27 protein-coding genes and 1 pseudogene are annotated in these 21298 nt (G+C 68.9%); 7 read left to right on the top strand and 21 right to left on the bottom strand.

Annotated features, from left to right (window positions below; all coding sequences use genetic code 11):
- Window positions 1-23 precede the first annotated feature (23 nt).
- The 5 genes from ABD798_RS29865 to dxr form a co-directional block, all read right to left on the bottom strand.
- Window positions 24-1838: a penicillin-binding transpeptidase domain-containing protein gene (locus ABD798_RS29865; RefSeq protein WP_344882108.1), complete on the bottom strand. Its 1815-nt coding sequence runs from the start codon at window positions 1836-1838 to the stop codon at window positions 24-26.
- Between the two features lie 45 nt (window positions 1839-1883).
- Window positions 1884-2714, bottom strand: a complete 831-nt coding sequence (locus tag ABD798_RS29870; RefSeq protein ID WP_344882111.1) for a GNAT family N-acetyltransferase — start codon at window positions 2712-2714, stop codon at window positions 1884-1886.
- A 344-nt stretch (window positions 2715-3058) separates the two neighbouring features.
- A complete protein-coding gene (gene ispG, locus ABD798_RS29875) occupies window positions 3059-4222 on the bottom strand; it encodes a flavodoxin-dependent (E)-4-hydroxy-3-methylbut-2-enyl-diphosphate synthase (RefSeq protein WP_344882114.1) in 1164 nt (387 codons plus the stop codon).
- Window positions 4223-4421: 199 nt separating this feature from the next.
- Window positions 4422-5642 carry a M50 family metallopeptidase gene (locus ABD798_RS29880; protein ID WP_344882117.1) on the bottom strand — a complete coding sequence of 407 codons (1221 nt, stop codon included), beginning with the start codon at window positions 5640-5642 and terminating at the stop codon, window positions 4422-4424.
- Window positions 5643-5646: 4 nt separating this feature from the next.
- Entirely contained in the window at window positions 5647-6897 is a 1251-nt protein-coding gene (dxr, locus tag ABD798_RS29885; protein ID WP_344882121.1) for a 1-deoxy-D-xylulose-5-phosphate reductoisomerase, read from the bottom strand.
- A 235-nt stretch (window positions 6898-7132) separates the two neighbouring features.
- Between dxr and ABD798_RS29890 the strand changes: the two genes are divergently transcribed.
- Together ABD798_RS29890 and ABD798_RS29895 are read left to right on the top strand one after the other, a co-directional pair.
- Window positions 7133-7402, top strand: a complete 270-nt coding sequence (locus ABD798_RS29890; RefSeq protein ID WP_344882124.1) for a GlsB/YeaQ/YmgE family stress response membrane protein — start codon at window positions 7133-7135, stop codon at window positions 7400-7402.
- 189 nt (window positions 7403-7591) lie between these two features.
- Window positions 7592-8167, top strand: coding sequence for an HAD family acid phosphatase (locus ABD798_RS29895; RefSeq protein WP_344882127.1), 576 nt, complete (start codon window positions 7592-7594; stop codon window positions 8165-8167).
- On the opposite strand, the gene ABD798_RS29900 is transcribed toward ABD798_RS29895, so the two are convergent.
- The 6 genes from ABD798_RS29900 to ABD798_RS29925 are packed head-to-tail and all read right to left on the bottom strand — an operon-like array spanning window position 8146 to window position 13110.
- Window positions 8146-8889, bottom strand: a complete 744-nt coding sequence (locus tag ABD798_RS29900) for a class I SAM-dependent methyltransferase (protein WP_344882130.1) — start codon at window positions 8887-8889, stop codon at window positions 8146-8148. The two genes, ABD798_RS29895 and ABD798_RS29900, sit on opposite strands and share 22 nt — an antisense overlap.
- Window positions 8890-9201: an RNHCP domain-containing protein gene (locus ABD798_RS29905; RefSeq protein ID WP_344882132.1), complete on the bottom strand. Its 312-nt coding sequence runs from the start codon at window positions 9199-9201 to the stop codon at window positions 8890-8892. It lies immediately after the preceding gene.
- Window positions 9182-10009, bottom strand: coding sequence for an ABC transporter permease (locus ABD798_RS29910; protein ID WP_344882135.1), 828 nt, complete (start codon window positions 10007-10009; stop codon window positions 9182-9184). Before ABD798_RS29910 ends, ABD798_RS29905 begins: the two co-directional genes overlap by 20 nt.
- Entirely contained in the window at window positions 10006-10794 is a 789-nt protein-coding gene (locus ABD798_RS29915) for an ABC transporter permease (protein ID WP_344882138.1), read from the bottom strand. Before ABD798_RS29915 ends, ABD798_RS29910 begins: the two co-directional genes overlap by 4 nt.
- A complete protein-coding gene (locus tag ABD798_RS29920; protein WP_344882141.1) occupies window positions 10791-11933 on the bottom strand; it encodes a polyamine ABC transporter substrate-binding protein in 1143 nt (380 codons plus the stop codon). The genes ABD798_RS29915 and ABD798_RS29920 overlap by 4 nt, the downstream gene beginning before the upstream one ends.
- Complete coding sequence (locus ABD798_RS29925) at window positions 11923-13110, bottom strand: ABC transporter ATP-binding protein (RefSeq protein WP_344882144.1); 1188 nt, start codon at window positions 13108-13110, stop codon at window positions 11923-11925. The genes ABD798_RS29920 and ABD798_RS29925 overlap by 11 nt, the downstream gene beginning before the upstream one ends.
- A 117-nt stretch (window positions 13111-13227) precedes the next feature.
- Here ABD798_RS29925 and ABD798_RS29930 point away from each other — a divergent pair, with 117 nt between their 5' ends.
- Together ABD798_RS29930 and ABD798_RS29935 are read left to right on the top strand one after the other, a co-directional pair.
- Window positions 13228-13482 (top strand): DUF2631 domain-containing protein, encoded by a 255-nt coding sequence (locus tag ABD798_RS29930; RefSeq protein WP_344882146.1) that lies wholly within the window; start codon window positions 13228-13230, stop codon window positions 13480-13482.
- Between the two features lie 202 nt (window positions 13483-13684).
- Entirely contained in the window at window positions 13685-14173 is a 489-nt protein-coding gene (locus tag ABD798_RS29935) for a beta-class carbonic anhydrase (protein ID WP_344882149.1), read from the top strand.
- A gap of 1 nt (window position 14174) precedes the next feature.
- Here the strand turns inward: ABD798_RS29935 and ABD798_RS29940 are convergent, their stop codons facing one another.
- The 3 genes from ABD798_RS29940 to ABD798_RS29950 are packed head-to-tail and all read right to left on the bottom strand — an operon-like array spanning window position 14175 to window position 15607.
- Window positions 14175-14624: a type II toxin-antitoxin system VapC family toxin gene (locus ABD798_RS29940; RefSeq protein WP_344882152.1), complete on the bottom strand. Its 450-nt coding sequence runs from the start codon at window positions 14622-14624 to the stop codon at window positions 14175-14177.
- On the bottom strand, window positions 14621-14875 hold the full coding sequence (locus ABD798_RS29945) for a FitA-like ribbon-helix-helix domain-containing protein (protein WP_344882155.1): 255 nt from the start codon (window positions 14873-14875) through the stop codon (window positions 14621-14623). The genes ABD798_RS29940 and ABD798_RS29945 overlap by 4 nt, the downstream gene beginning before the upstream one ends.
- A 60-nt stretch (window positions 14876-14935) precedes the next feature.
- Entirely contained in the window at window positions 14936-15607 is a 672-nt protein-coding gene (locus tag ABD798_RS29950) for a DNA alkylation repair protein (RefSeq protein WP_344882158.1), read from the bottom strand.
- Window positions 15608-15703: 96 nt separating this feature from the next.
- On the opposite strand from ABD798_RS29950, the gene ABD798_RS29955 reads away from it, so the two are divergent.
- Window positions 15704-16024, top strand: a complete 321-nt coding sequence (locus ABD798_RS29955; RefSeq protein WP_344882160.1) for a hypothetical protein — start codon at window positions 15704-15706, stop codon at window positions 16022-16024.
- 64 nt (window positions 16025-16088) lie between these two features.
- Here ABD798_RS29955 and ABD798_RS29960 read toward each other — a convergent pair.
- The 5 genes and pseudogenes from ABD798_RS29960 to ABD798_RS29980 form a co-directional block, all read right to left on the bottom strand.
- A pseudogene (locus ABD798_RS29960) lies at window positions 16089-16295 on the bottom strand (dual-specificity RNA methyltransferase RlmN); the annotation flags it as partial.
- Between the two features lie 29 nt (window positions 16296-16324).
- Window positions 16325-16669, bottom strand: a complete 345-nt coding sequence (locus tag ABD798_RS29965) for a type II toxin-antitoxin system PemK/MazF family toxin (RefSeq protein ID WP_344882164.1) — start codon at window positions 16667-16669, stop codon at window positions 16325-16327.
- Window positions 16663-16911, bottom strand: coding sequence for a CopG family transcriptional regulator (locus tag ABD798_RS29970; protein ID WP_344882167.1), 249 nt, complete (start codon window positions 16909-16911; stop codon window positions 16663-16665). The genes ABD798_RS29965 and ABD798_RS29970 overlap by 7 nt, the downstream gene beginning before the upstream one ends.
- A 44-nt stretch (window positions 16912-16955) precedes the next feature.
- Window positions 16956-18062, bottom strand: coding sequence for a dual-specificity RNA methyltransferase RlmN (rlmN, locus tag ABD798_RS29975; protein WP_344882170.1), 1107 nt, complete (start codon window positions 18060-18062; stop codon window positions 16956-16958).
- Window positions 18063-18111: 49 nt separating this feature from the next.
- Window positions 18112-18276, bottom strand: a complete 165-nt coding sequence (locus ABD798_RS29980; RefSeq protein WP_344882173.1) for a hypothetical protein — start codon at window positions 18274-18276, stop codon at window positions 18112-18114.
- A 169-nt stretch (window positions 18277-18445) separates the two neighbouring features.
- Between ABD798_RS29980 and ABD798_RS29985 the strand changes: the two genes are divergently transcribed.
- Window positions 18446-19150, top strand: a complete 705-nt coding sequence (locus tag ABD798_RS29985; protein ID WP_344882176.1) for a PadR family transcriptional regulator — start codon at window positions 18446-18448, stop codon at window positions 19148-19150.
- Window positions 19151-19154: 4 nt separating this feature from the next.
- Here ABD798_RS29985 and ABD798_RS29990 read toward each other — a convergent pair whose 3' ends face one another.
- Both ABD798_RS29990 and ABD798_RS29995 read right to left on the bottom strand, forming a co-directional pair.
- On the bottom strand, window positions 19155-19901 hold the full coding sequence (locus tag ABD798_RS29990; RefSeq protein WP_344882179.1) for a class I SAM-dependent methyltransferase: 747 nt from the start codon (window positions 19899-19901) through the stop codon (window positions 19155-19157).
- Window positions 19902-19939: 38 nt separating this feature from the next.
- Window positions 19940-20353: a hypothetical protein gene (locus tag ABD798_RS29995; protein ID WP_344882182.1), complete on the bottom strand. Its 414-nt coding sequence runs from the start codon at window positions 20351-20353 to the stop codon at window positions 19940-19942.
- Window positions 20354-20461: 108 nt separating this feature from the next.
- Here ABD798_RS29995 and ABD798_RS30000 point away from each other — a divergent pair, with 108 nt between their 5' ends.
- Window positions 20462-21298 (top strand): VOC family protein, encoded by an 837-nt coding sequence (locus ABD798_RS30000; RefSeq protein WP_344882185.1) that lies wholly within the window; start codon window positions 20462-20464, stop codon window positions 21296-21298.

The following is a 21298-nucleotide window of genomic DNA, read 5'->3' on the forward strand; positions in this document are numbered from 1 at the left end:
GGTAGCACCTTGCCGAACGTCAGCTAACGGACCGCCGCCAGGAACTTCGAGGCCACGTCCACTGCCGGAGCCGAGGAACCGGCGTCCACGATCAGCACCGCGAACGCCAGATCGCCGCGATAGCCGACGAACCAGCCGTGCGAGCGCGTGCCGTCGCCGAACTGCGCGGTCCCGGTCTTGCCGTGCACCTCGCCGTTGCGCTGGAGCTTGGTGGCGGTGCCCTCGGTCACCACCTCGCGCATCATCGTGCGAACGGAGTCGATCACGGGCTGCGGCACGGGCTGCTGCTCGGCGTCGACGGTGGTCTTGGCGGCGCCGCGGATCAGGTTGGGCAGCGGCATCGAGCCCTTCGCGGCGGTCGCGGCGACCAGGGCCATGCCGAACGGGCTGGCGAGCACCTTGCCCTGGCCGAAGCCGTCCTCCGCGCGCTCGACGATCCCGGCGGCGGGCGGGACCGAGCCGGTCACGGTGGTGATGCCGGGAATGACGAAGTCCGAGCCGAGGCCGAACTGCTTGGCGGACTTGGTCAACGCGTCAGCGGGCAGCTTGGTCGCCAGCTCCGCGAAGGTGGTGTTGCACGAGCGCGCGAAGGCGCGGTGCAGCGGGACGGTGCCGAGCTCGAACTCGTTGTCGTTGGGGATCTTGCGCCCCTGGATGGTCCACGTGCCGGGGCAGGGCAGCTCGGTCCCGGAGTCGGCGACCCCGCCACCGAGCGCGGCCGCCGCCGTGACGATCTTGAAGGTGGAGCCCGGCGGGTAGCGCCCGGTCAGCGCGACCGCGCCTTGGGCGTCGGCGGCCCCGTTCTGCGCCACCGCGAGCACGTCGCCGGTGGAGGGTTGCAGTGCCACGATCATCGTCGCGTTGCCGACCGGCTCGACCGCGTCCTCCGCCGCCGTCTGGACGGAGCGGCTGAGCGCGGTGGTGACGGCCTGCGCGGGCACGGCCTTCTCGTCGACCAGCGTCTCGACCTCGTTGCCGCCCGCGTTCACCGAGTAGATCCGATAGCCCGCCTTGCCCTCAATGCGGTCCTCGACGGCCTTGCGGATTCCCGGGAGCACCTGGGAGGCGAAGGCGCGGTCCGGCGCGAGCAACCGGGTCTGCGAGCTGAACCGCACCCCGGGCAGGTCGTAGATCTGCGCCTTCACCTTCTGGTAGTCGGGATCGCGCAGCAGCGCCACCGCGTACGCCTGGCCCTCCGGCGTCTTGCCCGCTCTGTCCACAATGGACTGCTGGGTGATGTCGCCGTCGAAGCGGTTCAGCGCGGTGGCCAGCGAGGCGGCCACCGCCGGCAGGTCACCGGCCTGCTTCCGGTCGAGCAGCACGGAGACGACCTTCTCCGCCGAGAGCAGCGATCCGCCGTCGCGGTCCAGGATCGGCGCCGGGTCGGGCTGCTGCTCCTTCAGCGCGAGGGTCTGCTGGGCGGAGAGCTTCGGGTGGATCGCCTCCGGCGTCCAGTGCACCTGCCACTGCTTGTCGCCCCGGCGCAGCTCCAGAGTTCCCTTGTAGCCCCAGATCCGGTTCTTCCCCAGGTCCCACTCGGCCGTGTAGGTCACCGTCGCCGTCTCGCCCTTGGCGGTCGACTCGCCGACGGTCGTCCTGATCGCGACCGGCTTGAGCGCGGCGCGGACCTTCTCCATCAGGTCCTTCGAGGACTGCGCGTCGTCAGTGGTCTTGGACGCCGTCGTGGTGTCCCCGCCCGCGAACGCGTTGAGGAAGGTGCGGGCCGCGACCTCTGGTTTCGCTTCGGAGCCGAACAGCCCGCAACCCGCGACCGGCAGGAGGAGGAGCGCGGCTGCGAACAGCCTGACCGAGCGGATGCGTGGTGGCTGTGCTGACACGGCGCACAGTGTGCCAGCGGTCCCCGACAACGCCTAGACAGCCGTCTAGAACAGAACCGTGCTGAACTGGCCGACCTGGGTGAAGCCGATGCTGGCGTAGGCCGCGCGGGCGGGAGCGTTGTAGCCGTTGACGTAGAGGCTGGCCACCCTGCCGAGCCCGCGCACGAGGCGGTCCGCGACGGCGGCCGTTCCCGCCGCGCCCAGGCCCTGACCTCGACGTTCCGGGCGCACCCAGACCCCTTGGATCTGGCCGACCCGCGCCGACATCGCGCCGATCTCCGCCTTGAAGACGACCTCGCCGTCCTCGAAGCGGGCGAACGCGCGCCCCGCCGCGACCAGCTCGGCGACGCGGGCGCGGTAGCCGACGCCGCCGTCCTCGGCGCGGGGGTCGATGCCGACCTCTTCGATGAACATCGCGATGGCGGCGGGCAGGTAGCGGTCCAGCTCGTCCGGGCGCACCGGGCGGACCAGCGCGTCGGGGCGCACGGTCGGCGCACCTGCCAGTGCCATCAGCGGTTGGTCGGCGCGGACCTCGCGGGCCGAGCCCCACTCCGGCTCCAGCTCCTGCCAGAGGCCGAGCACCTGCTCCGCCGGACCCACGAGCGAGGAGCACGCGCGGCGGCGGCGCAACGCCCGGTCCGCGAAGGCGCGCACCGCGGCGGGACCGCCCGCGAGCGGCACCAGGTTCGCGCCGGAGAAGCACATCCCGTCCCTGCCGAAGCCCCACAGCTCACCGCCGAGGCGCCACGGATCGGTGCCCGCGACCTCCACCCGGGAGGAGACCATGCACGACGCGACGGGATCGGCGTCCAGAACGGCACGAACCGCCCGAAGATCGCCTTCGTCGAGCAGCCGAGCCCCGGCAAGCTTCAGCACCCCCCAAGACTGCCAGAACACGGGCCGAACGCGCGCCGGTTGCCCCCCGGTTGGCCGTATCCCCACCTGCTCCCCTCACTCCACGTGAGCACCCCTCAACCCCCTCGGCACAAGCCCTGAACGACCCCTTCAGGTACTTGAGCGCACTGAACGACCCGTTCAGCGCGCTCAACGCACCAAACGGGTCGTTCAGGGAGTTGAGCGCACCAAACGAGGCGTTGGCGCACAGGGTCGTGGAGTGAGGCGGACCGGGCGGTCAAGGCACCTGACACCGGCCGAAGACGACGAAACCCCGCGGCGGGGGCCGCGGGGTTCGGTGTCGTCGGGGTGGTCGAACGGAGGGGTCAGGAGACGCTGACGACGGGGGCGCCGGAGGGCTCGCCCGCGTCCTCCATCTCCTCGGCGATGCGCATGGCCTCCTCGATCAGGGTCTCGACGATCTTGTGCTCGGGCACGGTCTTGATGACCTCGCCCTTCACGAAGATCTGGCCCTTGCCGTTGCCGGAGGCGACGCCGAGGTCGGCCTCGCGCGCCTCGCCGGGGCCGTTGACGACGCAGCCCATCACGGCAACCCGCAGCGGCACCTCCATGCCCTCCAGACCGGCGGTGACCTGCTCGGCGAGGGTGTAGACGTCGACCTGGGCGCGCCCGCAGGACGGGCAGGAGACGATCTCCAGCTTGCGCGGGCGCAGGTTCAGCGACTGCAGGATCTGCGTGCCGACCTTGATCTCCTCCACCGGCGGCGCGGACAGCGAGACGCGGATGGTGTCACCGATGCCCTTGGCCAGCAGCGCGCCGAAGGCCACGGCCGACTTGATGGTGCCCTGGAACGCCGGGCCCGCCTCGGTCACGCCGAGGTGCAGCGGGTAGTCGCACCGCTCGGCGAGCAGCTCGTAGGCGCGCACCATGACCACCGGGTCGTTGTGCTTGACGGAGATCTTGATGTCGTGGAAGTCGTGCTCGGCGAACAGCGAGGCCTCCCACAGCGCGGACTCGACCAGCGCCTCCGGGGTGGCCTTGCCGTATTTCTGCAGCAGCCGGGGATCGAGCGATCCGGCGTTCACGCCGATGCGGATCGGAGTTCCGTGGTCCTTGGCCGCTTTCGCGATCTCGCCGACCTTGTCGTCGAACTTGCGAATGTTTCCCGGATTCACCCGAACAGCCGCACAACCGGCCTCGATCGCCGCGAAAACATATTTCGGCTGGAAATGAATGTCGGCGATGACGGGAATCTGCGACTTCTTCGCGATGGCGGCCAGCGCGTCGGCGTCGTCCTGGGACGGGCAGGCCACCCTGACGATGTCGCAGCCGGAGGCCGTGAGCTCGGCGATCTGCTGCAACGTCGCGTTGACGTCGGAGGTCAGGGTCGTGGTCATGGACTGGATCGAGATCGGCGAGTCGCTGCCGACCCCGACGGAGCCAACCTGGAGCTGGCGGGTCTTGCGTCGTTGTCCGAGCACCGGAGCGGGCAAGCCCGGCATTCCGAGCATCACACCGTCAACGGACATGGATTTCAACTCCCGGGATGAGGATCTTCGACCGACCGGCTGGAGGCCACTGCCGACTTCCCTGCCGACTTCCACTGTACGGCCCCCGGGCACCGGCGCGGAAACTCCGGGGGGCGACTGGAATCCCATACAACAAATGTGAGCGGTGCCACAAGGCCGGAAAACAATGGCCGCGGCACCGCTCACATTCGGTAGTTCGTTACTGGCCACCCAGGCGCAGCGGGTTCACCACATCAGCGGTGATGGTCAGCAGCATCAGCGCACCACCGAGGAAAATCATCACGTAGGTGAGCGGAAGCAGCTTCGTGTAGTCCACCGGAGCCCCGATCGGGCGACCACGCATTCGCCGGATCGAGTTACGGGCCTTTTCATAAAGATTCACCGCGATGTGCCCGCCGTCCAGCGGCAGCAGCGGCAGCAGGTTGAACACGCCGATGAACAGGTTGAGCATCGCCAGCAGGATGAGGAAGACCTCCCACAGGCCCCGCTCGACGGCGTCGCCGCCCATGATGCTCGCGCCGACGACGCTGACCGGGCGCTCCGGGTTGTCGTCGCCGAAGATCGCCTTCACCACGACCGGCACCTTCTCCGGCAGCCGCTTCAGCCCCTCCCAGGCGTTCTGGAACAGCAGCCCGGTGAACTCGAAGGTCGGTCCGACAGCGGAGAGCGCGCCGTAGGAGATGGTGCTCGCGTTGGCCAGGCCGACCGCGCCGACGGGCTCCAGCCGCGTGTCGGGGCCGGGCTTGGTGTTCAGCGGGATGCGCTGCACCTGTGCGACGTCGATGGTCAGCGTGAGCTGCTGACCGCCGCGCTCCACGACGAACGGGGTCGGGCCGCTGGTCGAGCGGGTCGCCTTGAGGACGTCCGCGTAGACCGGCGTCTCCTTGCCCCCCACGCTGAGGACGCGGTCGCCCTTCTGCAGACCGGCGGCCAGCGCGGGCGCCTTGTCACCGGGGCCGCACTGGGTGAGCGAGCCGGTCCTGGTGTCCTGCGAGGCGGGCACGCACTGGCTGACCTCACCGACGATCGGCTTGTTCTCCAGGTTGGGCATACCAGTGGAGACGGCCATGAAGTACACGACCAGCACACCGATGATGAAGTGCATGACCGAGCCTGCGGCGAGCACGACGACGCGCTTCCACACCTTCTGGTTGTAGAAGGCCCGCTTCTGGTCCGCCGGGTCGACCTCCTCCAGCGCGGTCATGCCGATGATGCGCACGTAGCCGCCCGCCGGGATGGCCTTGAGCCCGTACTCGGTCTCGCCCTTGCGGAAGGAGAAGATCCGCGGCCCGAACCCGATGAAGTACTCGGTGGCCTTCATCCCGAACATCTTCGCGGTCAGCAGGTGACCGAACTCGTGCAGGGCGATGGACACCCCGATGGCGAGTGCGAACAGCACAACGCCGAAAACGAACGACACGTCTCTAGTTCCTTCCAGCGGTGGCTGGGCCGCCGACCGCGCCCACCAGCTCCTGAGCCCGAGCCCTGGCCCACTGCTCCGCGGCCAGCACCTCGTCCACCGTAGACGGTTCCGCGCGCCACTGGTCGGCCTCGTCCACGACGCGCTGCACGGTGTCCACGATCGAGAGGAACGAGGCGCGGCCCGCGAGGAACGCCTCGACCGCCTCCTCGTTCGCCGCGTTGTACACGGCGGGCACGCACCCGCCCGCCATCCCGGACTGCCGCGCGAGGCGCACCGCGGGGAAGGTCTCGTCGTCCACCGGCTCGAAGGTCCACGAGGACGCCGTGTCGAACACGCACGGCCGCGCCGCGCCGGGAACCCGGTTCGGCCAGTTCAGCGCCAGCGAGATGGGCAGCTTCATGTCCGGGGGGCTCGCCTGGGCCAGCGTCGAACCGTCGACGAAGGTGACCATCGAGTGGATGATCGACTGCGGGTGCACGACCACGTCGATGCGCTCGTAGGGCAGGTCGTAGAGCAGCTTCGCCTCGATCAGCTCCAGTCCCTTGTTGACCAGGGTCGCGGAGTTGATCGTGATCACCCGGCCCATGGCCCACGTCGGGTGGTTCATCGCCTGGGCCACCGTGACCTCGGTCAGCTCCTCGCGGCGACGGCCCCGGAACGGCCCGCCGGAGGCGGTCACCACCAGCCGGTCCACTTCCTCGGCCCGCCCGCTGCGCAGGCACTGCGCGAGCGCGGAGTGCTCGGAGTCCACGGGCACGAGCTGGCCGGGCTCGGCCGCCTTGAGCACCAGGGGCCCGCCCGCGATCAGCGACTCCTTGTTGGCCAGCGCCAGGATCGAGCCGGTGGCGAGCGCGTCCAGCGTCGGGGTCAGGCCCATCGAGCCGGGCAGCGCGTTGAGCACCACGTCCACCGGGGTGCAGGCGATCAGCTCGCGGACGGCCTCCGGCCCGACCAGCATCCTCGGCAGCCGGAACTCGCCGCGCTCGAACCCGCGCCGCTGCGCCTCGGCGTACAGCGCGAGCTGGAGGTCCTCCGCCGCGCTGGCCCTGGTCACCGCGACGGACTCGACCTCGAACTCCAGCGCCTGGGCGGCCACCGCGGCCGGGTCACTGCCGCCCGCCGCGATACCGGCCACCCGGAACAGGTGCGGCGCGGCCCTGACGACATCGAGTGCCTGCGCTCCGACCGAGCCTGTCGAGCCGAGCACAAGCACAGAGCGCTGACCAGCGCCGGAAGCAGTCATAGCGGCCATTCTCCCCGATCGTGGGACTCGGGCCGCGGGGCGGGAAGGGCCCTGCGGCGGGATCATGACCATGTTGTCGCACCCGATGCGGCAGCTCGTAGTCGCACCGATCGGCTCATGCTAGGTCACGGAGTCATAACATCCGCGTGAGATCACGGGGACTGGGCACCTCTGTTGCAGCAGGGACGAACGGCAACTGCGCAGGAACGACGCGGCGCGTCGTGGCAGGAAAGGGGTACACCCGATGGGCTTCATCGCTTGGATCGTGCTTGGCCTGATCGCCGGTGCTCTGGCGAAGGCGATCATGCCGGGGAAGGACCCCGGCGGCATCATCGTCACGATGCTGCTGGGCATCGTCGGCGGTGTGCTGGGCGGTTGGATCGGGCGCACGCTCTTCAACGCGGACGTCGACTCGTTCTTCAGCCTCAGCTCGTGGCTGCTGGCCATCCTCGGCGCGGTGATCGTGCTCGCGATCTACCGGCTCGTCGTCGGGAACCGGAGTTCTCACGCCTGACGTTCACCTGGGTGAACACAGGGCCATCGGCAACCGCCGGTGGCCCTGTTCGCTGTCGTCTTCCTTGTCACGGCGGCCCGTCCGATCGGCGGATTCTCGCGCGGCGCGATCACCGACATCCTGATCCTCACCGACCCCGGTCCCCATGGCGTGCATGGGAACCCTGCCCGGGGCGAGAGGAGCACCAGCATGAGGGCACGACTCGTGACCGCCGCGCTCGTCGCGGCGGCGCTCGGCGCCGCGACCCCGTCCACCGCGCTCGCCGCCCCCGCCGCGGAGAAGCCGTCCTACGCGACCTGGATCTCCGACGTCGCCGTGGTCGCGACGCAGCTGGAGACCTACCTCGGCTCGCGCCTGACCAGCGCCGGTGAGAAGACCGCGATCACGCTCGACATCGACAACACCACGCTGGAGACGGCCTACAACCCGGCGCTGACCACCCCGGCGATCAAGTCGATGCTGAAGGCCGTGCGGCTGGCCAAGTCCAAGGGCGCTGCGGTCTTCTTCGTCACCAACCGCCCCGAGGTGCTCGGCCTGCCGACCAAGGCCAACCTGGTGGACGTGGACTACCCGGTCGACGGGCTGTACCTGCGGCCGTGGTTCAACTTCGAGCCGACCGAGAAGGTCAAGACCGACGCGCGCAAGGCGATCGAGGCCAAGGGCTACACGATCGTCGCCAACGTCGGCAACAACACCTGGGACCTCGCGGGCGGGCACGCCGAGCGCACCTTCAAGCTGCCCGACTACGACGGCGCGCTGGACTGACCCCAGACCGAGAGCGTGACCTGCGGGACGTCGAGGAAGGCCGCGTCGCCGAGCAGCTCGTGGAACTCGGTGACGTCGGCCTCGGCGAGCGCCCCCGAGGCGATCAGCTCGGGGGCGACGCGGTCGATCAGCGGGCGCCAGCGGTCGGCGGACAGGCCACCCATCCGCCCGAGGTTGCCGGTGCAGTCCACATCGGACAGGCCACTCCGGAGCAGCGCCGCGGGGAGTCCTCGCGCCCACGTCATCGCTGAACCGCTTGCGGAGCAATGGTCCTGGTAGGCGGCCATGATCCGGCGAACGACCGGGAACGGCGAGGACCCGGCCTCCAGCAGGTACGGCTCCTCCACGACGAGCCACCCGCCGGGCGCCAGCCACGACGCGGCGCGCTCGACGACCTGGTCCCGCTCGGCGAGGTGGCAGAGCACGAAGCGCGCGTGCACCAGGTCGAAGCGCCGCGGCGCGAAGTCGGTGCTGGTGATGTCAGCGCGCTCGACAACGAGGTTCGGCGCGTCCGACGGCGCGAAGACGCCGGTGTCGATGTCCACGGCGAGAACTTCGCCGTCAGGGCACTGCTCCGCGAGCCAGTGCGCCACCGAGCCCGCGCCCGCTCCGAGTTCGAGGCACCGCCACGACGGCTTGATGCCACGCCCGCGCAGCACGTCGAAGGTGAACGCGTCCGTACTGCGCTGGATCGAGCGCAGCCGCTCAGCCTCGGTGATCATTCAGTGCCCCATGAAATCGCGCGCGGACGCCGCCATGAGCTTGTGGATCACGTCGCGGTCGTCGGCGTCGATGGAGTTGACGTTCTTGCGCTCCTTGCACTTCGCGCACTCATGCACGATCCGCGTCTTCTGGCCCTTGAGGAACGCGTGCACCGGGCGCATGAGCCCGCCGCACTCCGCCGCGCGGTCCCCCGGCTCCTCGTCGACGTGACGCGACCACAAGCACGTGGGGCAGTGGTTGGTGTAGCCGTTGCCCCGCACGGCACGGCCGCAGTTGCCGCACTCGAAGTCCTCAACCACCCTGCGGAACACCGACCACCTCCATGACGGACGACGAGGCACGACGCGCCCGCCTGCTCGCGATCACCACTCCCACCACCAGCAGGACCGCGCTCACCGCGACCATCCCGGTGGACAGCGCGACGATCTCCGGTGAGACCCCGCGCTTGCTGGCCTGCCCGTAGACGTAGACCGGCAACGTGGTCGACCCGACCCCACCAAGATAGTTCGAGGTCACCACGTCGTCGAAGGACAACAGGAACGCGAACGCCGCTCCCGCGCCCACAGCGGGCAGCACCAGCGGCCACGTCACCGTGCGGAAAGCGGTGAACGGTCCCGCGCCCAGGTCTGCGGCGGCTTCTTCAAGGCGCGGGTCCATTCCGCTGAGCCGCGCGCGGACCACGACAACCACGAAGCTCAGCGAGAACGACACGTGCGCCACGAGCAACGCGAAGAAGCCGAGGGGGATACCGGCCAGTTTCACGCAGAACGCCAACAGGCTCACGCCCATCACGACTTCTGGCACCACCATTGGCAGTGTCAGAAGCAGCGCCCAGACCGACCGGCCGCGAAACGCGCGTCGCAGCCCGAACGCGGCGAGCGTGCCAAGCACCGTGCACACGAGCGCGCTCGTCATCGCGAGCCGCAGTGTCAGGTCGAGCGCTTGGAGGACTCGGTCGTCGTCGAGCAGTTCGGCGTACCACTGCAACGAGAAGCCCGTGAACTCACTGACCGAGCGCGACGAGTTGAACGACACCAATGCGAGCCACGCGATCGGCAAGTACAGGAACGCGTAGACGAGCAGCACGACAACAGCGAGCTTCCAAGGACGCCGTCTCACAGAACGTCCTCTCCGCGCTTTCCGCGCACTATAAGGACGATCACGACCAGCCCGAGCAGCACGACGGCCATAGCCGACCCCAGCGGCCAGTTGTTGCCACCACGGAACTGGTCGTCGATGACGCTGCCGAAGGTCGATTGGTCCACGCCGCCGAGCAGCTTCGGTGTCACGAAATCTCCTGCTGCGGGCACAAACACAAGCAACGAACCCGCGAGCACACCAGGTGCGACGCCGGGAAGCACCACGTGCCAGAACGTGGACAAACGACCGTGACCAAGGTCGTAGGACGCTTCGACCTGCCGGTAGTCCATGCGCTCACAAGCGACGTACAGCGGCAGAACCATGAACGGCAGGAACCCGTAGCTCAACCCGAGAATCACGGCACCGTCGGTGAACAGGAACCCGGTGTCGTCCAACAGCGCTTTCCACGCGTAGATGCGCGCGAGGAAACTGGACCAGAACGGGATCAGCACAGCCGCGAGCAGCACCAAGCGCCAGCGGCCACCGTGGCGCGCTATGAACCACGCCAACGGAAAACCGAGCAACAGGCAGATGACCGTGGTCAGTCCCGCGTAGAGCACAGTGCGCCCGAAGATGGGCAGGAACGCCGGATCGAGCACGCTGCGATAGGCCTGCGTCGTCCACGGCAGCACCACGCGGAGGATGCCGAGGTCCCTGGTGGCGAAGCTGTACTGCGCCACGAGAGCCATGGGGGCGAGGAAGAACACGGCCAGCCAGACACCTGCGGGACCGAGCACGAGCACTCGGCGAAGGGCGGTTCTCACCCTGTCTTCACCTTGGTCCACGCATCCGCGTACTTGGCCTCCACCTCGCGCCCCAGGTCCTTGACGAACGGCAGGCGCGCGAGGACCTCGGCGCTCGGGTAGACGAGCGGGTCGTTGAGGAGTTCCTTGTCGATGAAGGGTTTCGCCGCGGCGTTGGGGCTGCCGTAGCGCACCGCGTTGGACAGCGCCGCGCCCACGTCGGGGCGCAGGACGTGGTCGATGAACCGGTGCGCGTTCAGCGCGTGCGGCGCGTCCTTGGGAACGCACAGGAGGTCCACATAGGACAGACCGCCCTCCTTGGGGATGGTGTAGGCGATGGCGGGGTTCGCCCTGCGCGCCTGGAAGGCGTCACCGGAGAACGCCTGCGCGAGCACCATCTGCCCCGAGGTCAGCGGCTCGATCACGTCGGAGCTGATCTGCCCGAGCTTCTTCTTGAGGCCGAGCAGGTACTTCGCGGCGTCCTCGATCTGCTTGGCGTCACTGGTGTTCGGGTCGTGGCCGAGCGCGAGCAGGCCGATGCTCAGGCCGTCGCGCGCCTCGTCGAGCACCATGCCGCGCCCTTGCGCCTCGGCGAGGTCGTAGGCGGAGAACCCCGTGACGCGGTCGCCGAGCACCGTCTTCGAGTAGGCCAGCCCCGTCGTGCCCCACGCCCACGGCACGGAGTAGCGGTTGCCGGGGTCGTAGTCGGCTTCGGCGAAGCGGCGCTCCAGGTTGCCCAGGTTCGGGATGAGGTCGCGGTCCAGCTCCCGCACCAGCCCGCCGCGCACGAACCTGCGCAGGAAGTTGTCGCTGGGCACCACGAGGTCGTAACCCGCCGCGCCGGAGGCGATCTTCGCTTCCATCTCGTCGTTGGAGCTGAAGTTGTCGTAGGTGACCTTGACCCCGGTCGCCGCCTGGAAGCTGCTGATCGTGTCCGGCGCGATGTAGTCGGTCCAGTTGTAGAAGTTCAGCTTGGGCTCGTCGACCCGGTTGACCGCACGACCGCCCTGTCCGCCGTTCTCGCCCTTCGGCGCCTCGGAGATGGCGCAGGCGGTCAGCCCGTTGGCCGCGATCGCGAAGAAAGCCATGGAGCGCAACATGTTCCGCCGGTTCATCCGACGGTCGTCCCACAACCGCGCGATGCGCACGCTACCGGACATCGGTGTTCTCCTCGTAGACGAGCGTCTCGCCAAGAAGCACTGTGAACTCCGGGTCCCAGGCCATGCACACGGGCTGCCCGGGAGTACCCGCGTCGGAAACCCTACGAGCGTTCTGCACGAAGGCGACCATCGATCCGCCACCGGGCAGTTCAACGACGTACTGCGTGGAAACGCCCGTGTAGACCACGTCGGCGACCGTGCCGCTCAGCGAGCACCAGCCGCTGGGGACCTGGTCCTGGTGCTCGTGCAGGTGCAGCTTCTCCGGCCGCACGGTCACCGCGACCTTCTCCCCCACGCGCACGGCTCGCCGTTCCGGCAGCACGGCACGGAGGCGGTGCACGTCGTCAGCGACAAGCTCGACCCACTGACCGTCCACTCCGGACACCTGTCCGTCGAGGATGTTCGACGTGCCGATGAACCCCGCGACGAACCGTGTCGAGGGCCGTTCGTAGACGTCCTCGGGGTAGCCGACCTGCTCCAGGCGCCCCGCGTTCATCACGGCGACCCGGTGCGAGAGCACCAACGCCTCTTCCTGGTCGTGCGTGACGTAGAGGAAGGTCGTGCCCACCTCGCGCTGGATGCGCATCAGCTCGATCTGCACCTGTTTGCGCAGTTGGGCGTCCAGCGCGCCGAGCGGCTCGTCGAGCAGCAACAACCTCGGCTCGCACGCGAGCGCCCGCGCGATGGCGACGCGCTGCTGCTGGCCGCCCGAGAGCTGCCCGGGACGGCGGTCGGCGAAGCGGCCCAGCTGCACCAGCTCCAGGTGCTCGTCCACCCGCCTGCGCAGCTCCGCGCCCCCGACCTTCTTGCGGCGCAGGCCGTACGCGACGTTGTCACGCACGCTGAGGTGCGGGAACAGCGCGTAGGACTGGAAGACCGTGTTCACGTCGCGGCGGTACGGCGGCACCCCGACCATGTCGACGCCGTCGAGCTCGATGCGCCCGCTGTCCGGGTCGTCGAAGCCCGCGATCATGCGCAGCAGCGTGGTCTTGCCGCACCCGGACGGGCCGAGCACCGAGAAGAACTCGCCCTCGTGCACGCTCAGCGACACGGAGTCGACCGCGATCTGGTCGGCGAAGCTCTTGCGCACCTCGTGGATGCCGACCTCCACCGGGGCGTGGAGATCCGGGGTTCGCTGCTCGGCCGGGCGGAACCCCGTCGACGGCTGGACGGACACGTCCGGGGAGCGTAGAGCAGGAGATCGCGAGGAGTCGGCAAGACCACTCCGGAGGGGATCGCACGGGGCGGATGTGCGACGATTGCACCGCTTCAACCATCATCCCGGGAGGTAATCGTGGCGGCCCAGCAGTCCTCTGAGCTGGAGAAGCACGACCCGCACGCCGAGCCGTCGCAGGCGTGGGGCTGGCACGGCGAGTTCCCTCGCGCCACCCGGGCCGCGGGCTGGATCTGCGCCGCGATCATGTTCATCATGCTGATCGGCAACCACAAGGGCTGGAACGAGGACGTCTGGCTGATCGTCATCGGCTCCAGCATGGTCGGTGTCCTGCTGCTGGACAAGGTCCGCCGCCGCACCTCGTGGCGCCGCTGACTCCCACGTTCTGGGAACAATTGCGCATGAGCGCATAGGTCGGTTCACTGCTCTTCATGGGCGTAGCGCTTGAGCCGTTCTGGCCTCACCGGCGCTACTACTTGTTCTCCCAGTCGTGTCCCTGGGCCGCGCACACCGCAGCACTCACGCGGAGTGTGCGGCCTTTTCGCGCCCGGACTTCACACGACGCGATGGGACCGACATGTCTGTCACCGACGAACTGCTCGCCAACAACGCCACCTACGCCGCGGGTTTCTCCGGCCCGCTGCCCCTCCCGCCCGCCAAGCACGTGGCCGTGCTCGCGTGCATGGACGCCCGGCTCAACGTCTACGGGGCGCTCGGCCTCAACGAGGGTGAGTCGCACGTCATCCGCAACGCGGGCGGGGTGGTCACCGAGGACGAGATCCGCTCGCTCGCGATCAGCCAGCGGCTGCTCGGCACCAAGGAGATCATCCTCATCCACCACACCGACTGCGGGATGCTGACCTTCTCCGACGTCGACTTCCGCAACGGCATCCAGGACGAGACCGGCATCAAGCCCGCGTGGTCCTCCGAGGCGTTCGAGGACCTGGAAACCGATGTGCGCCAGTCGATCGCGCGCATCAAGGCCAGCCCGTTCATCCCGCACAAGGACTCCGTGCGCGGCTTCGTCTTCGACGTCGCCACCGGCCGTCTGAACGAGGTCGTCTAGTTCACCACGAGCGGTTCGCGGGGCCGCCCCGCGAACCGCTCCACGGGTCGGCCACCCGCACTCCGGTGTCGACGAAGTCCTTGGTGTTCCTGGTGATCAGGGCCGCGGAGTACGTGCGGCAGATCGCCGCGATCTGCGCGTCGGCCATGCTGATCGGACGCCCGCAGCGTTCCCGCTCGGCGGTGATGGCCGCGTAGTGCTCGGCGGCGACGAGGTCGAACGGCAGGATCTGGTCCGCGAAGTCCTCCGCCAACAGCCCCGTCATCGCGGCGCTGAGCGCGTCCTTGCGCTTGCCGTTGGGCAGGCGCAAGATCCCGTACCCGAGTTCGGCCACGGTGACCGCCGTGGTGAAGACCTCCTCGCGCGGGTACTGGTCGAGCCAGCGCACGACGCCGTCGTCCGGCTCGTGCCGCATGAACTCCGAGATCACGTTGGTGTCGAGAACGATCACTCCGAGAACTCCGCGGCGCGCGGCGGCTCCGTCCGCTGAGGCACCTCAACCGGAGGTTCCCCCAGCGCGCGCACGTCGCTGAACCGCTGCCGCAACCGCGACCCGATCCCGGGCCCCGGCGCGGGCCTGGTGAGCACCGAGGCGAGGATCTCCCGCACCTCCGCCTCCATGGAGCGCCCGTGCTCGGCGGCGCGAACGCGCAGCCTGGCCTTCAGGTCCTCGTCGAAGTCACGAATCGTCAAGGTCGCCACGAGCCCCACCCCCTGCCAGCAGTGCAGTCAATGCTAGCAGAACAGCCCTACTGCACGCCCCTACCGATCGTCCTGGCGGCGGACCATCTCGGCGATCCAGGCGGGCGCGAACGGTGACGTGCAGTTCGGCGGAGTCGGGTAGTCCTTGAGCACTTCGAGGCGCTCGCCGATGTCGATCGCGCGGGCGCGGTGCTCGGCGTGCTCGATGCCGATCTGGGCGAGGCAGTGGTTCATCGCCCACTGGAGCCGCTGTGGCGCGCCCTTCATCTCCGCCTCGACGAGGTCGAGCAGGCCGGGGAGGTCGAGCACCTCCGGCTTCTTCGCCACGCGCTCGGTGGTCAGCGCCCAACCGGCGCTCGCGACCACGGGGTCGGCGTCGGCGAACCAGGTCAGGCGCAGGTCCTCGGAGTGCGGGCTCTTCTTCACGACGTAGTTCACGAGCCAGTCCTGCACCTTGGGCGAGCCGGCCTCGCGGAGCATGGTGTCCAGCTCGTCGCGCTCGAACGCCTTCGGACGGCAGATCAGCAACGCCAGCAGCCGCGCCGCGGAGTCGCCGGTCGCCCACAGCTCGCGCGCGAGGTCCTGCTGCGTCTTCAGCCGCTTCGCGATCGCGCGCAGTTTGGTGAGGTTCACGCCGTGGTCATCACCGTGCTTCTCGTTCACCGCACGGATCTTGGGGTCTTCGAGCGCGGCCAGTTCGGCCAGCAGCCCAGGCACCGTTTCCTCAGCCATCCGAGCCTCCTGTCGAGAGATTCGATCACGAGTGAACCCCGCTGGGGAGGGACGCGCACCGCCCTAGGGTCCCTTCCAAACACTTCTGGAGGGCTCATGAAATCAGGCCGTATCCGTAGCAGCCTGGCGAAGGTCGGCGTCGGCGTCGCGTTGGTCGCCGCGTCGCTCGCAACCGCCACCCCCGCGCACGCCGGGCCGGACGGGCCGCCGCCAGGGCACTGCGGCTACTACTCGTTCGCCGTCGGCGCCAATGAGAACAATTCCTGGTTCGTGAACTGCAGCTACCGCACCGCCTACGTGCGAATCAGTCTCCCGGTGAACTTCGTGTACCGCTGCCTGGGCACCGGCACCACGGACCTCACCGCCATGCTCAACAATTCCTACATCACCGCGGCGACGGCACTGCGACCCTGCTGACCTGCATGCGGGGTCAGCCTTCGGCGGCCAACTGCCCGCAAGCCGCTGCGATCTCCTGGCCCCGCGTGTCCCGCAGCTCGTCATCCGGCGTGTGCAGCGACACCGCCAGCCGGACCTGCAAACCCGCCTCGGTCAACTTCCGGATCGCGGGCACCAGGCCGACCGTCGACACGGTCACCGACCGCTGAGAAATACCGAGCCCGTCAGGGGCCGGATCGCAAATCCGCCGCACCGCGTCGAGAACCCGCCGGAAACTTGCCAGCGATTCACCGCTGGCGACGATTTTACAACTCGGCCTTGTCAGAGTCCGAGTACTCGGCGCAGCCCCGCGTCCACGTCCCGCATCAGGCTCATCGGAACCTCTCCCACTCGCCCGGTCAGGTCGCTCTTGTTGAGGGTCACCAACGCGGTCACGTTTGCTACCGAGTCCCGAGACAGCCCTGTCACGGACGCGGGCAGAAAGACGTTCCCTGGCGCGGTGGCCAGTTTCGTGTTCGACGTGAGGACCGCCACGAGCACGGTCGCCAGCCGGCTCGCGTTGTAGGGATCGGCCTGTACGACCAGCACCGGGCGACGTTTGGCAGGCTTTGAGCCATCCACCTCACCGAGGTCGGCCCAATGGATGCCACCCCGCTCGATCACCACTCGTCGTCCACCTGGGCCAGCACGCGCCGACCTGCACCGACAGCGGTCGCAGCGGAGTCATCGTCGTCACCGACAAGTTCAAGGGCCGCGTTGATCTCGTTGGTCAGAGACTCTTGTTCCAAGTGTTCCAGGTAGTAGCGAGCCGCGCGCACATAGAATTCCGAACGCGTGACACCTAGACACTTCGCACTACGCTCTACCTGCACAAACGTCTCGTCGGGCACAGAAATCGCCGTTTTCATACCACGGAGTATAACCGGGTATTACCGCCAACTCCAGTCAAAGCTCAGCCCTCGGCGGCCAACTGCCCGCAAGCCGCTGCGATCTCCTGGCCCCGCGTGTCCCGCACGGTGCACGCCACACCCTGAGCCTCGACGCGACGCACGAAGTCGTCCTGCACGTGCTTCGGCGAAGCGTCCCACTTCGAACCCGGAGTCGGGTTCAACGGGATCAGGTTGACGTGCGCGAACTGCCCCAAGTGCTCGCGCAGCAACTTGCCGAGCAGATCCGCGCGCCACGCGTGGTCGTTGATGTCGCGAATCAACGCGTACTCGATCGACACCCGCCGACCGGTCTTCTCGGCGTACGCGCGAGCCGCGTCCAGCACCTCGGAGACCTTCCACCGCGTGTTCACCGGCACCAGCGTGTCCCGCAGCTCGTCATCCGGCGTGTGCAGCGACACCGCCAGCCGGACCTGCAAGCCCGCCTCGGTCAACTTCCGGATCGCGGGCACCAGGCCGACCGTCGACACGGTCACCGACCGCTGAGAGATCCCCAGCCCGTCAGGGGCCGGATCGCAAATCCGCCGCACCGCGTCGAGAACCCGCCGGAAATTGGCCAGCGGTTCGCCCATGCCCATGAAGACGATGTTGGACAGGCGTCCCGGCCCGCCGGGCAGCTCGCCGTCGCGCATGGCGGCGGCGCCGAGCCGGACCTGCTCCACGATCTCGGCGGTGGAGAGGTTGCGCTGCAACCCACCCTGTCCGGTCGCGCAGAACGGGCAGGCCATCCCGCACCCGGCCTGGCTGGAGATGCACAGCGTGGCGCGGCCCGGGTAGCGCATGAGCACGCTCTCGATCAGCGTGCCGTCGTGCGCCCGCAGCAGGCTCTTGCGCGTGGTGCCCTCATCGCAGGTCACCTTGCGCAGCTCGGTGAACAGCGGCGGCATCAGGTCGGCGACGAGCTTCTCCCGCGTCGCGGCCGGGATGTCGGTCATCTCGGCCGGATCGACGGTGAGCCGGCTGAAGTAGTGGTTGGCCAGCTGCTTCGCCCGGAACGGCTTCTCGCCCAGCGCGACAACGGCGTCCTGCCGCTCGGCGGGGCTGAGGTCGACCAGGTGGCGCGGCGGCAGGCCGCGCTTGGGCGCGTCGAAGACGAGAGGTAGTGAAGTCATAGCGCACCGATTGTCCCACGTCGCCGACGCGCTCCCGGCACGCCGCCGCTCAAGCCCGCTTCGGCTGCTCCTCGAGCAGCAACGAGGTCAGCTCACCGGGGTGCACGTCCACGGTGACGTCCTCGATCTCGACGAGGGACTCGTTGATCTCCACGACCGGGGCGGCGGCGAGCGCGCAGACGCTCAGGGCCATTCCGATGCTGCTCAGACGCATTGCCAACTCCCGATTACTACACAAAACGGACACAAGATCAACAATGCTACTACTCCGTTCGGAGCAGTCGAGAGCCAGGTCACCGATATTCGACGTTGCATCGCGATAGTTCAGCGATATATCGTTAGCCCGTCGGCCAGAGCGGCCGGCGTCAACCGAGGAGGACCTCATGCACCCGCACACCCAGCACAACCACCGCTTCGGCCCCGAATGGGGCCCGCAGCACCAGCACTTCGGCTTCGCCCCGCAGGCCCGTGGCGGTCCCGGCGGCGGATTCGGCTTCCCGCACGAGCGCGGCCCCTTCGGCGGTCCGCCGCCCTTCCCTCCTGGTCCCCCAGCACCGCCCGGATGGGGCGGGGGCCCCGGCTGGGAGCGGGGCCGGGGCAGGGGCGGCCCGCACGGCGGCCCCGGCGGCAGGCGGCGCAGGGGCAACGTGCGCGCGGCACTGCTCGCGCTGCTCACCGAACGCCCCATGCACGGCTACGAGATGATCCAGGAGATCGCCGAGCGCTCCGAGGGCTCGTGGAAGCCCAGTCCGGGCTCGGTCTACCCGACACTGCAGATGCTCACCGACGAGGGGCTCATCAGCACCGAGGAGTCGGAGGGCCGCAGGTTGCACACGCTCACCGAGGCCGGTCGCGCGGAAGCGGAGAAGATCGACACCGAGGAGCTGTGGGGTGGGCTCACCAACCCCGTCAGCCCGGCCGAGCAGCAGCTCCGCGAGGCGTACGGCCAGTTCGCGATGGCGTTCCAGCAGGCGGCGTACGCCATCCCGGCGGAGGACCAGCTCCGGCTGCTGGCCATCTTGAAGGAAGCCCGGCGGGAGATCTACACACTGCTCGCCGAGCACGGTTCGCCGGAGGACGAGGACTGAGCGCTCACGCCAGCAGCAGGCCGGTCGGCTTGCGCCGCACCCTCATGCGGTAGCCGACCGGCAGCGTGAGCCCGGCGGTCTGCGCGATCGCCCGTTCGGCCACGGACGGGGAGAACTCGATCCGCAGCACCGCCGCCAGGCTCTCGCGGTCCTGGAAGCGCCACAGCGTTTCCAAGGCCCGGCACGAGAATCCCTGTTCGGTGAAGAACTCCTCGATCTCCAGGGGGTCGTAGCCCGGCAGGTCCTCGCGCAACCACGCCCCGTACGGCGCGCTCGTGGCGTCGAGGTCGACGATCACGAGCGCGCCGCCGGGGCGCAGCACCCGATCCGCCTCGGCCATCCCGCGCTCGCAGCCGGGGCCGAAGAAGTACGCGGTGCGCGCGTGCACGACGTCCGCGCTGCCGTCAGCGAGCGGTAACCGCTCAGCCGAACCGTGCCGCAACTCCACATTGGTCAGTCCGGCGATCCGCTGCCGCGCCCTGCGCAGCAACGGCCGGTGCGGCTCCACGCCGACCACGCCACGCGCGCTCGCGGCGAACTCCGGCAGGTGGAAGCCGTCCCCGCAGCCGACGTCGACGACGTCCAGCCCCGCGAAGGGGCAGTCCTCGCGCAGCGCGCTCCAGATCACGCCGCCGTCGTCCTGCGCCTGGTTCTCGACCTCGTAGACCTCGGGCCAGTTCCAGATGTTGGGGCTGGGCACCACCGCCGCCGGGCGCACACCGGCGAGCGCGGCGCGCACGTAGTTCCGCACCCCACCAAGGTATAGCTCAACCGTCCACTGCGGACGTCCTACTCGCGGCTGAGTGCGACGGCTCCGCCGAGGTCGAGCCAGAACAGCTCGCCACCGGTGCTGCGAAAGCCCACCCGTTCCGTGAGGTAGCCGCTCAGCCCGCTCGATTCCGCCTCGCGCAACGAGGTGCAGCTCTGCCGCCCGCCCGCGTGGGTCAGCAGCAGGTCGTGCTCGACCGCCACCGCGCCGACCGGATCCACTCCGGCGAGCGCCCGTTCGCCGTCGTGCACCGTCACGGTCCGGCTCCCGGCGTCGGAATGGGACAGTCCGAGTTCGGCGTGGATGAAACCCGAGGAGTCGTAAGCCCGAGCCTTTTCCAGACGGTCGAAACCGCGCTGCGGGTTGTACTTGTCCGGCACGTTGATCCAGGTGAGTGAGGTGATCGTGGTGCCGAGCGGCGTCAGGGCTGACATCGGCCGATGTTATCGGTCAATCCCGCCCGAATGGAGGCACCACGGTGGGAATTGTCCGGCGTACCGTTGATCAATAGCCGATCTCGCCTGCTCGCCCAGGAGGTCGCCGTGGCCAGCCCGATGCCGCACAGCGCTCATGACCCGGTCAGTGGAACGCCGTCCTGGGTGGACGTCTCGACCCGTGATCTCGACGCCAGCAAGGAGTTCTACGCCGAGCTGTTCGGCTGGGAGTACGAGACCGAGCGCCATCCCGCGATCGGCGACTACACCTTCGCGATGCTCGACGGCCAGCCCGTCGCGGGACTGCACGCGCTGCCCAACCGCATCAGCGACTTCCCGGCGTGGAACCTCTACCTCCGCATGCGGCGCATCGAAACCGCGAGCGCCCGGGTGCGCAGGCTCGGCGGGAAGGTCCACTACGGACCGCTGGACATCGAGGGGCACGGTTCCCTGGTCGCGCTCGACGACCCCAGCGGTGCGCGCGTCGGCCTCTGGCAGCCGACCCGCCCGTGGCGCTTCGTCACGCGCAGGCCGGGCACCTTCGGCTGGGCCGACCTCAACACCCACCTCGCGCACCGGGCGGACTCGTTCTTCGCGACGCTGTTCGCCTTCACCCCGCGCCAGGTCGGTGACGGCAAGCGCTTCAACTACACGACCTGGTGGCTACAGGGGAAGCCGTACCTCGGCAGGCTCGCGATGGGCTCCGACTACCCCGCCGAGGTCCCGCCGCACTGGATGATCTACTTCAACGTCAGCCCCAGGGTCGGCACGGACGTCACCGCCGACCGCGCGCTGATGCTGGACGGCGCGATCGAGGTGGACCCCTTCGACTCGCCGTACGGCCGGACCGCGGTGCTGCGCGATCCGGGCGGCGCGACGTTCTCCGTGATCGACCCGTCGAGGCGGGCGATCGTGCGCTACTACGACGAGCGCTTCGACGACTGA

Source organism: Allokutzneria multivorans (assembly GCF_039537405.1).
Lineage (GTDB): Bacteria > Actinomycetota > Actinomycetes > Mycobacteriales > Pseudonocardiaceae > Allokutzneria > Allokutzneria multivorans.

Bases quoted from the DNA above. Each gene is read 5' to 3' on its own strand.
- ABD798_RS29985 (WP_344882176.1), top strand. From the start codon at position 18,446: ATGCACCCGCACACCCAGCACAACCACCGCTTCGGCCCCGAATGGGGC.
- ABD798_RS29895 (WP_344882127.1), top strand. From the start codon at position 7,592: ATGAGGGCACGACTCGTGACCGCCGCGCTCGTCGCGGCGGCGCTCGGC.
- rlmN (WP_344882170.1), bottom strand. From the start codon at position 18,062: ATGACTTCACTACCTCTCGTCTTCGACGCGCCCAAGCGCGGCCTGCCG.
- ABD798_RS29900 (WP_344882130.1), bottom strand. From the start codon at position 8,889: ATGATCACCGAGGCTGAGCGGCTGCGCTCGATCCAGCGCAGTACGGAC.
- ABD798_RS29970 (WP_344882167.1), bottom strand. From the start codon at position 16,911: ATGAAAACGGCGATTTCTGTGCCCGACGAGACGTTTGTGCAGGTAGAG.
- ABD798_RS29950 (WP_344882158.1), bottom strand. From the start codon at position 15,607: ATGGCTGAGGAAACGGTGCCTGGGCTGCTGGCCGAACTGGCCGCGCTC.
- ABD798_RS29890 (WP_344882124.1), top strand. From the start codon at position 7,133: ATGGGCTTCATCGCTTGGATCGTGCTTGGCCTGATCGCCGGTGCTCTG.
- ABD798_RS29935 (WP_344882149.1), top strand. From the start codon at position 13,685: ATGTCTGTCACCGACGAACTGCTCGCCAACAACGCCACCTACGCCGCG.
- ABD798_RS29920 (WP_344882141.1), bottom strand. From the start codon at position 11,933: ATGTCCGGTAGCGTGCGCATCGCGCGGTTGTGGGACGACCGTCGGATG.
- ABD798_RS29955 (WP_344882160.1), top strand. From the start codon at position 15,704: ATGAAATCAGGCCGTATCCGTAGCAGCCTGGCGAAGGTCGGCGTCGGC.
- ABD798_RS29995 (WP_344882182.1), bottom strand. From the start codon at position 20,353: ATGTCAGCCCTGACGCCGCTCGGCACCACGATCACCTCACTCACCTGG.
- ispG (WP_344882114.1), bottom strand. From the start codon at position 4,222: ATGTCCGTTGACGGTGTGATGCTCGGAATGCCGGGCTTGCCCGCTCCG.
- dxr (WP_344882121.1), bottom strand. From the start codon at position 6,897: ATGGCCGCTATGACTGCTTCCGGCGCTGGTCAGCGCTCTGTGCTTGTG.
- ABD798_RS29980 (WP_344882173.1), bottom strand. From the start codon at position 18,276: ATGCGTCTGAGCAGCATCGGAATGGCCCTGAGCGTCTGCGCGCTCGCC.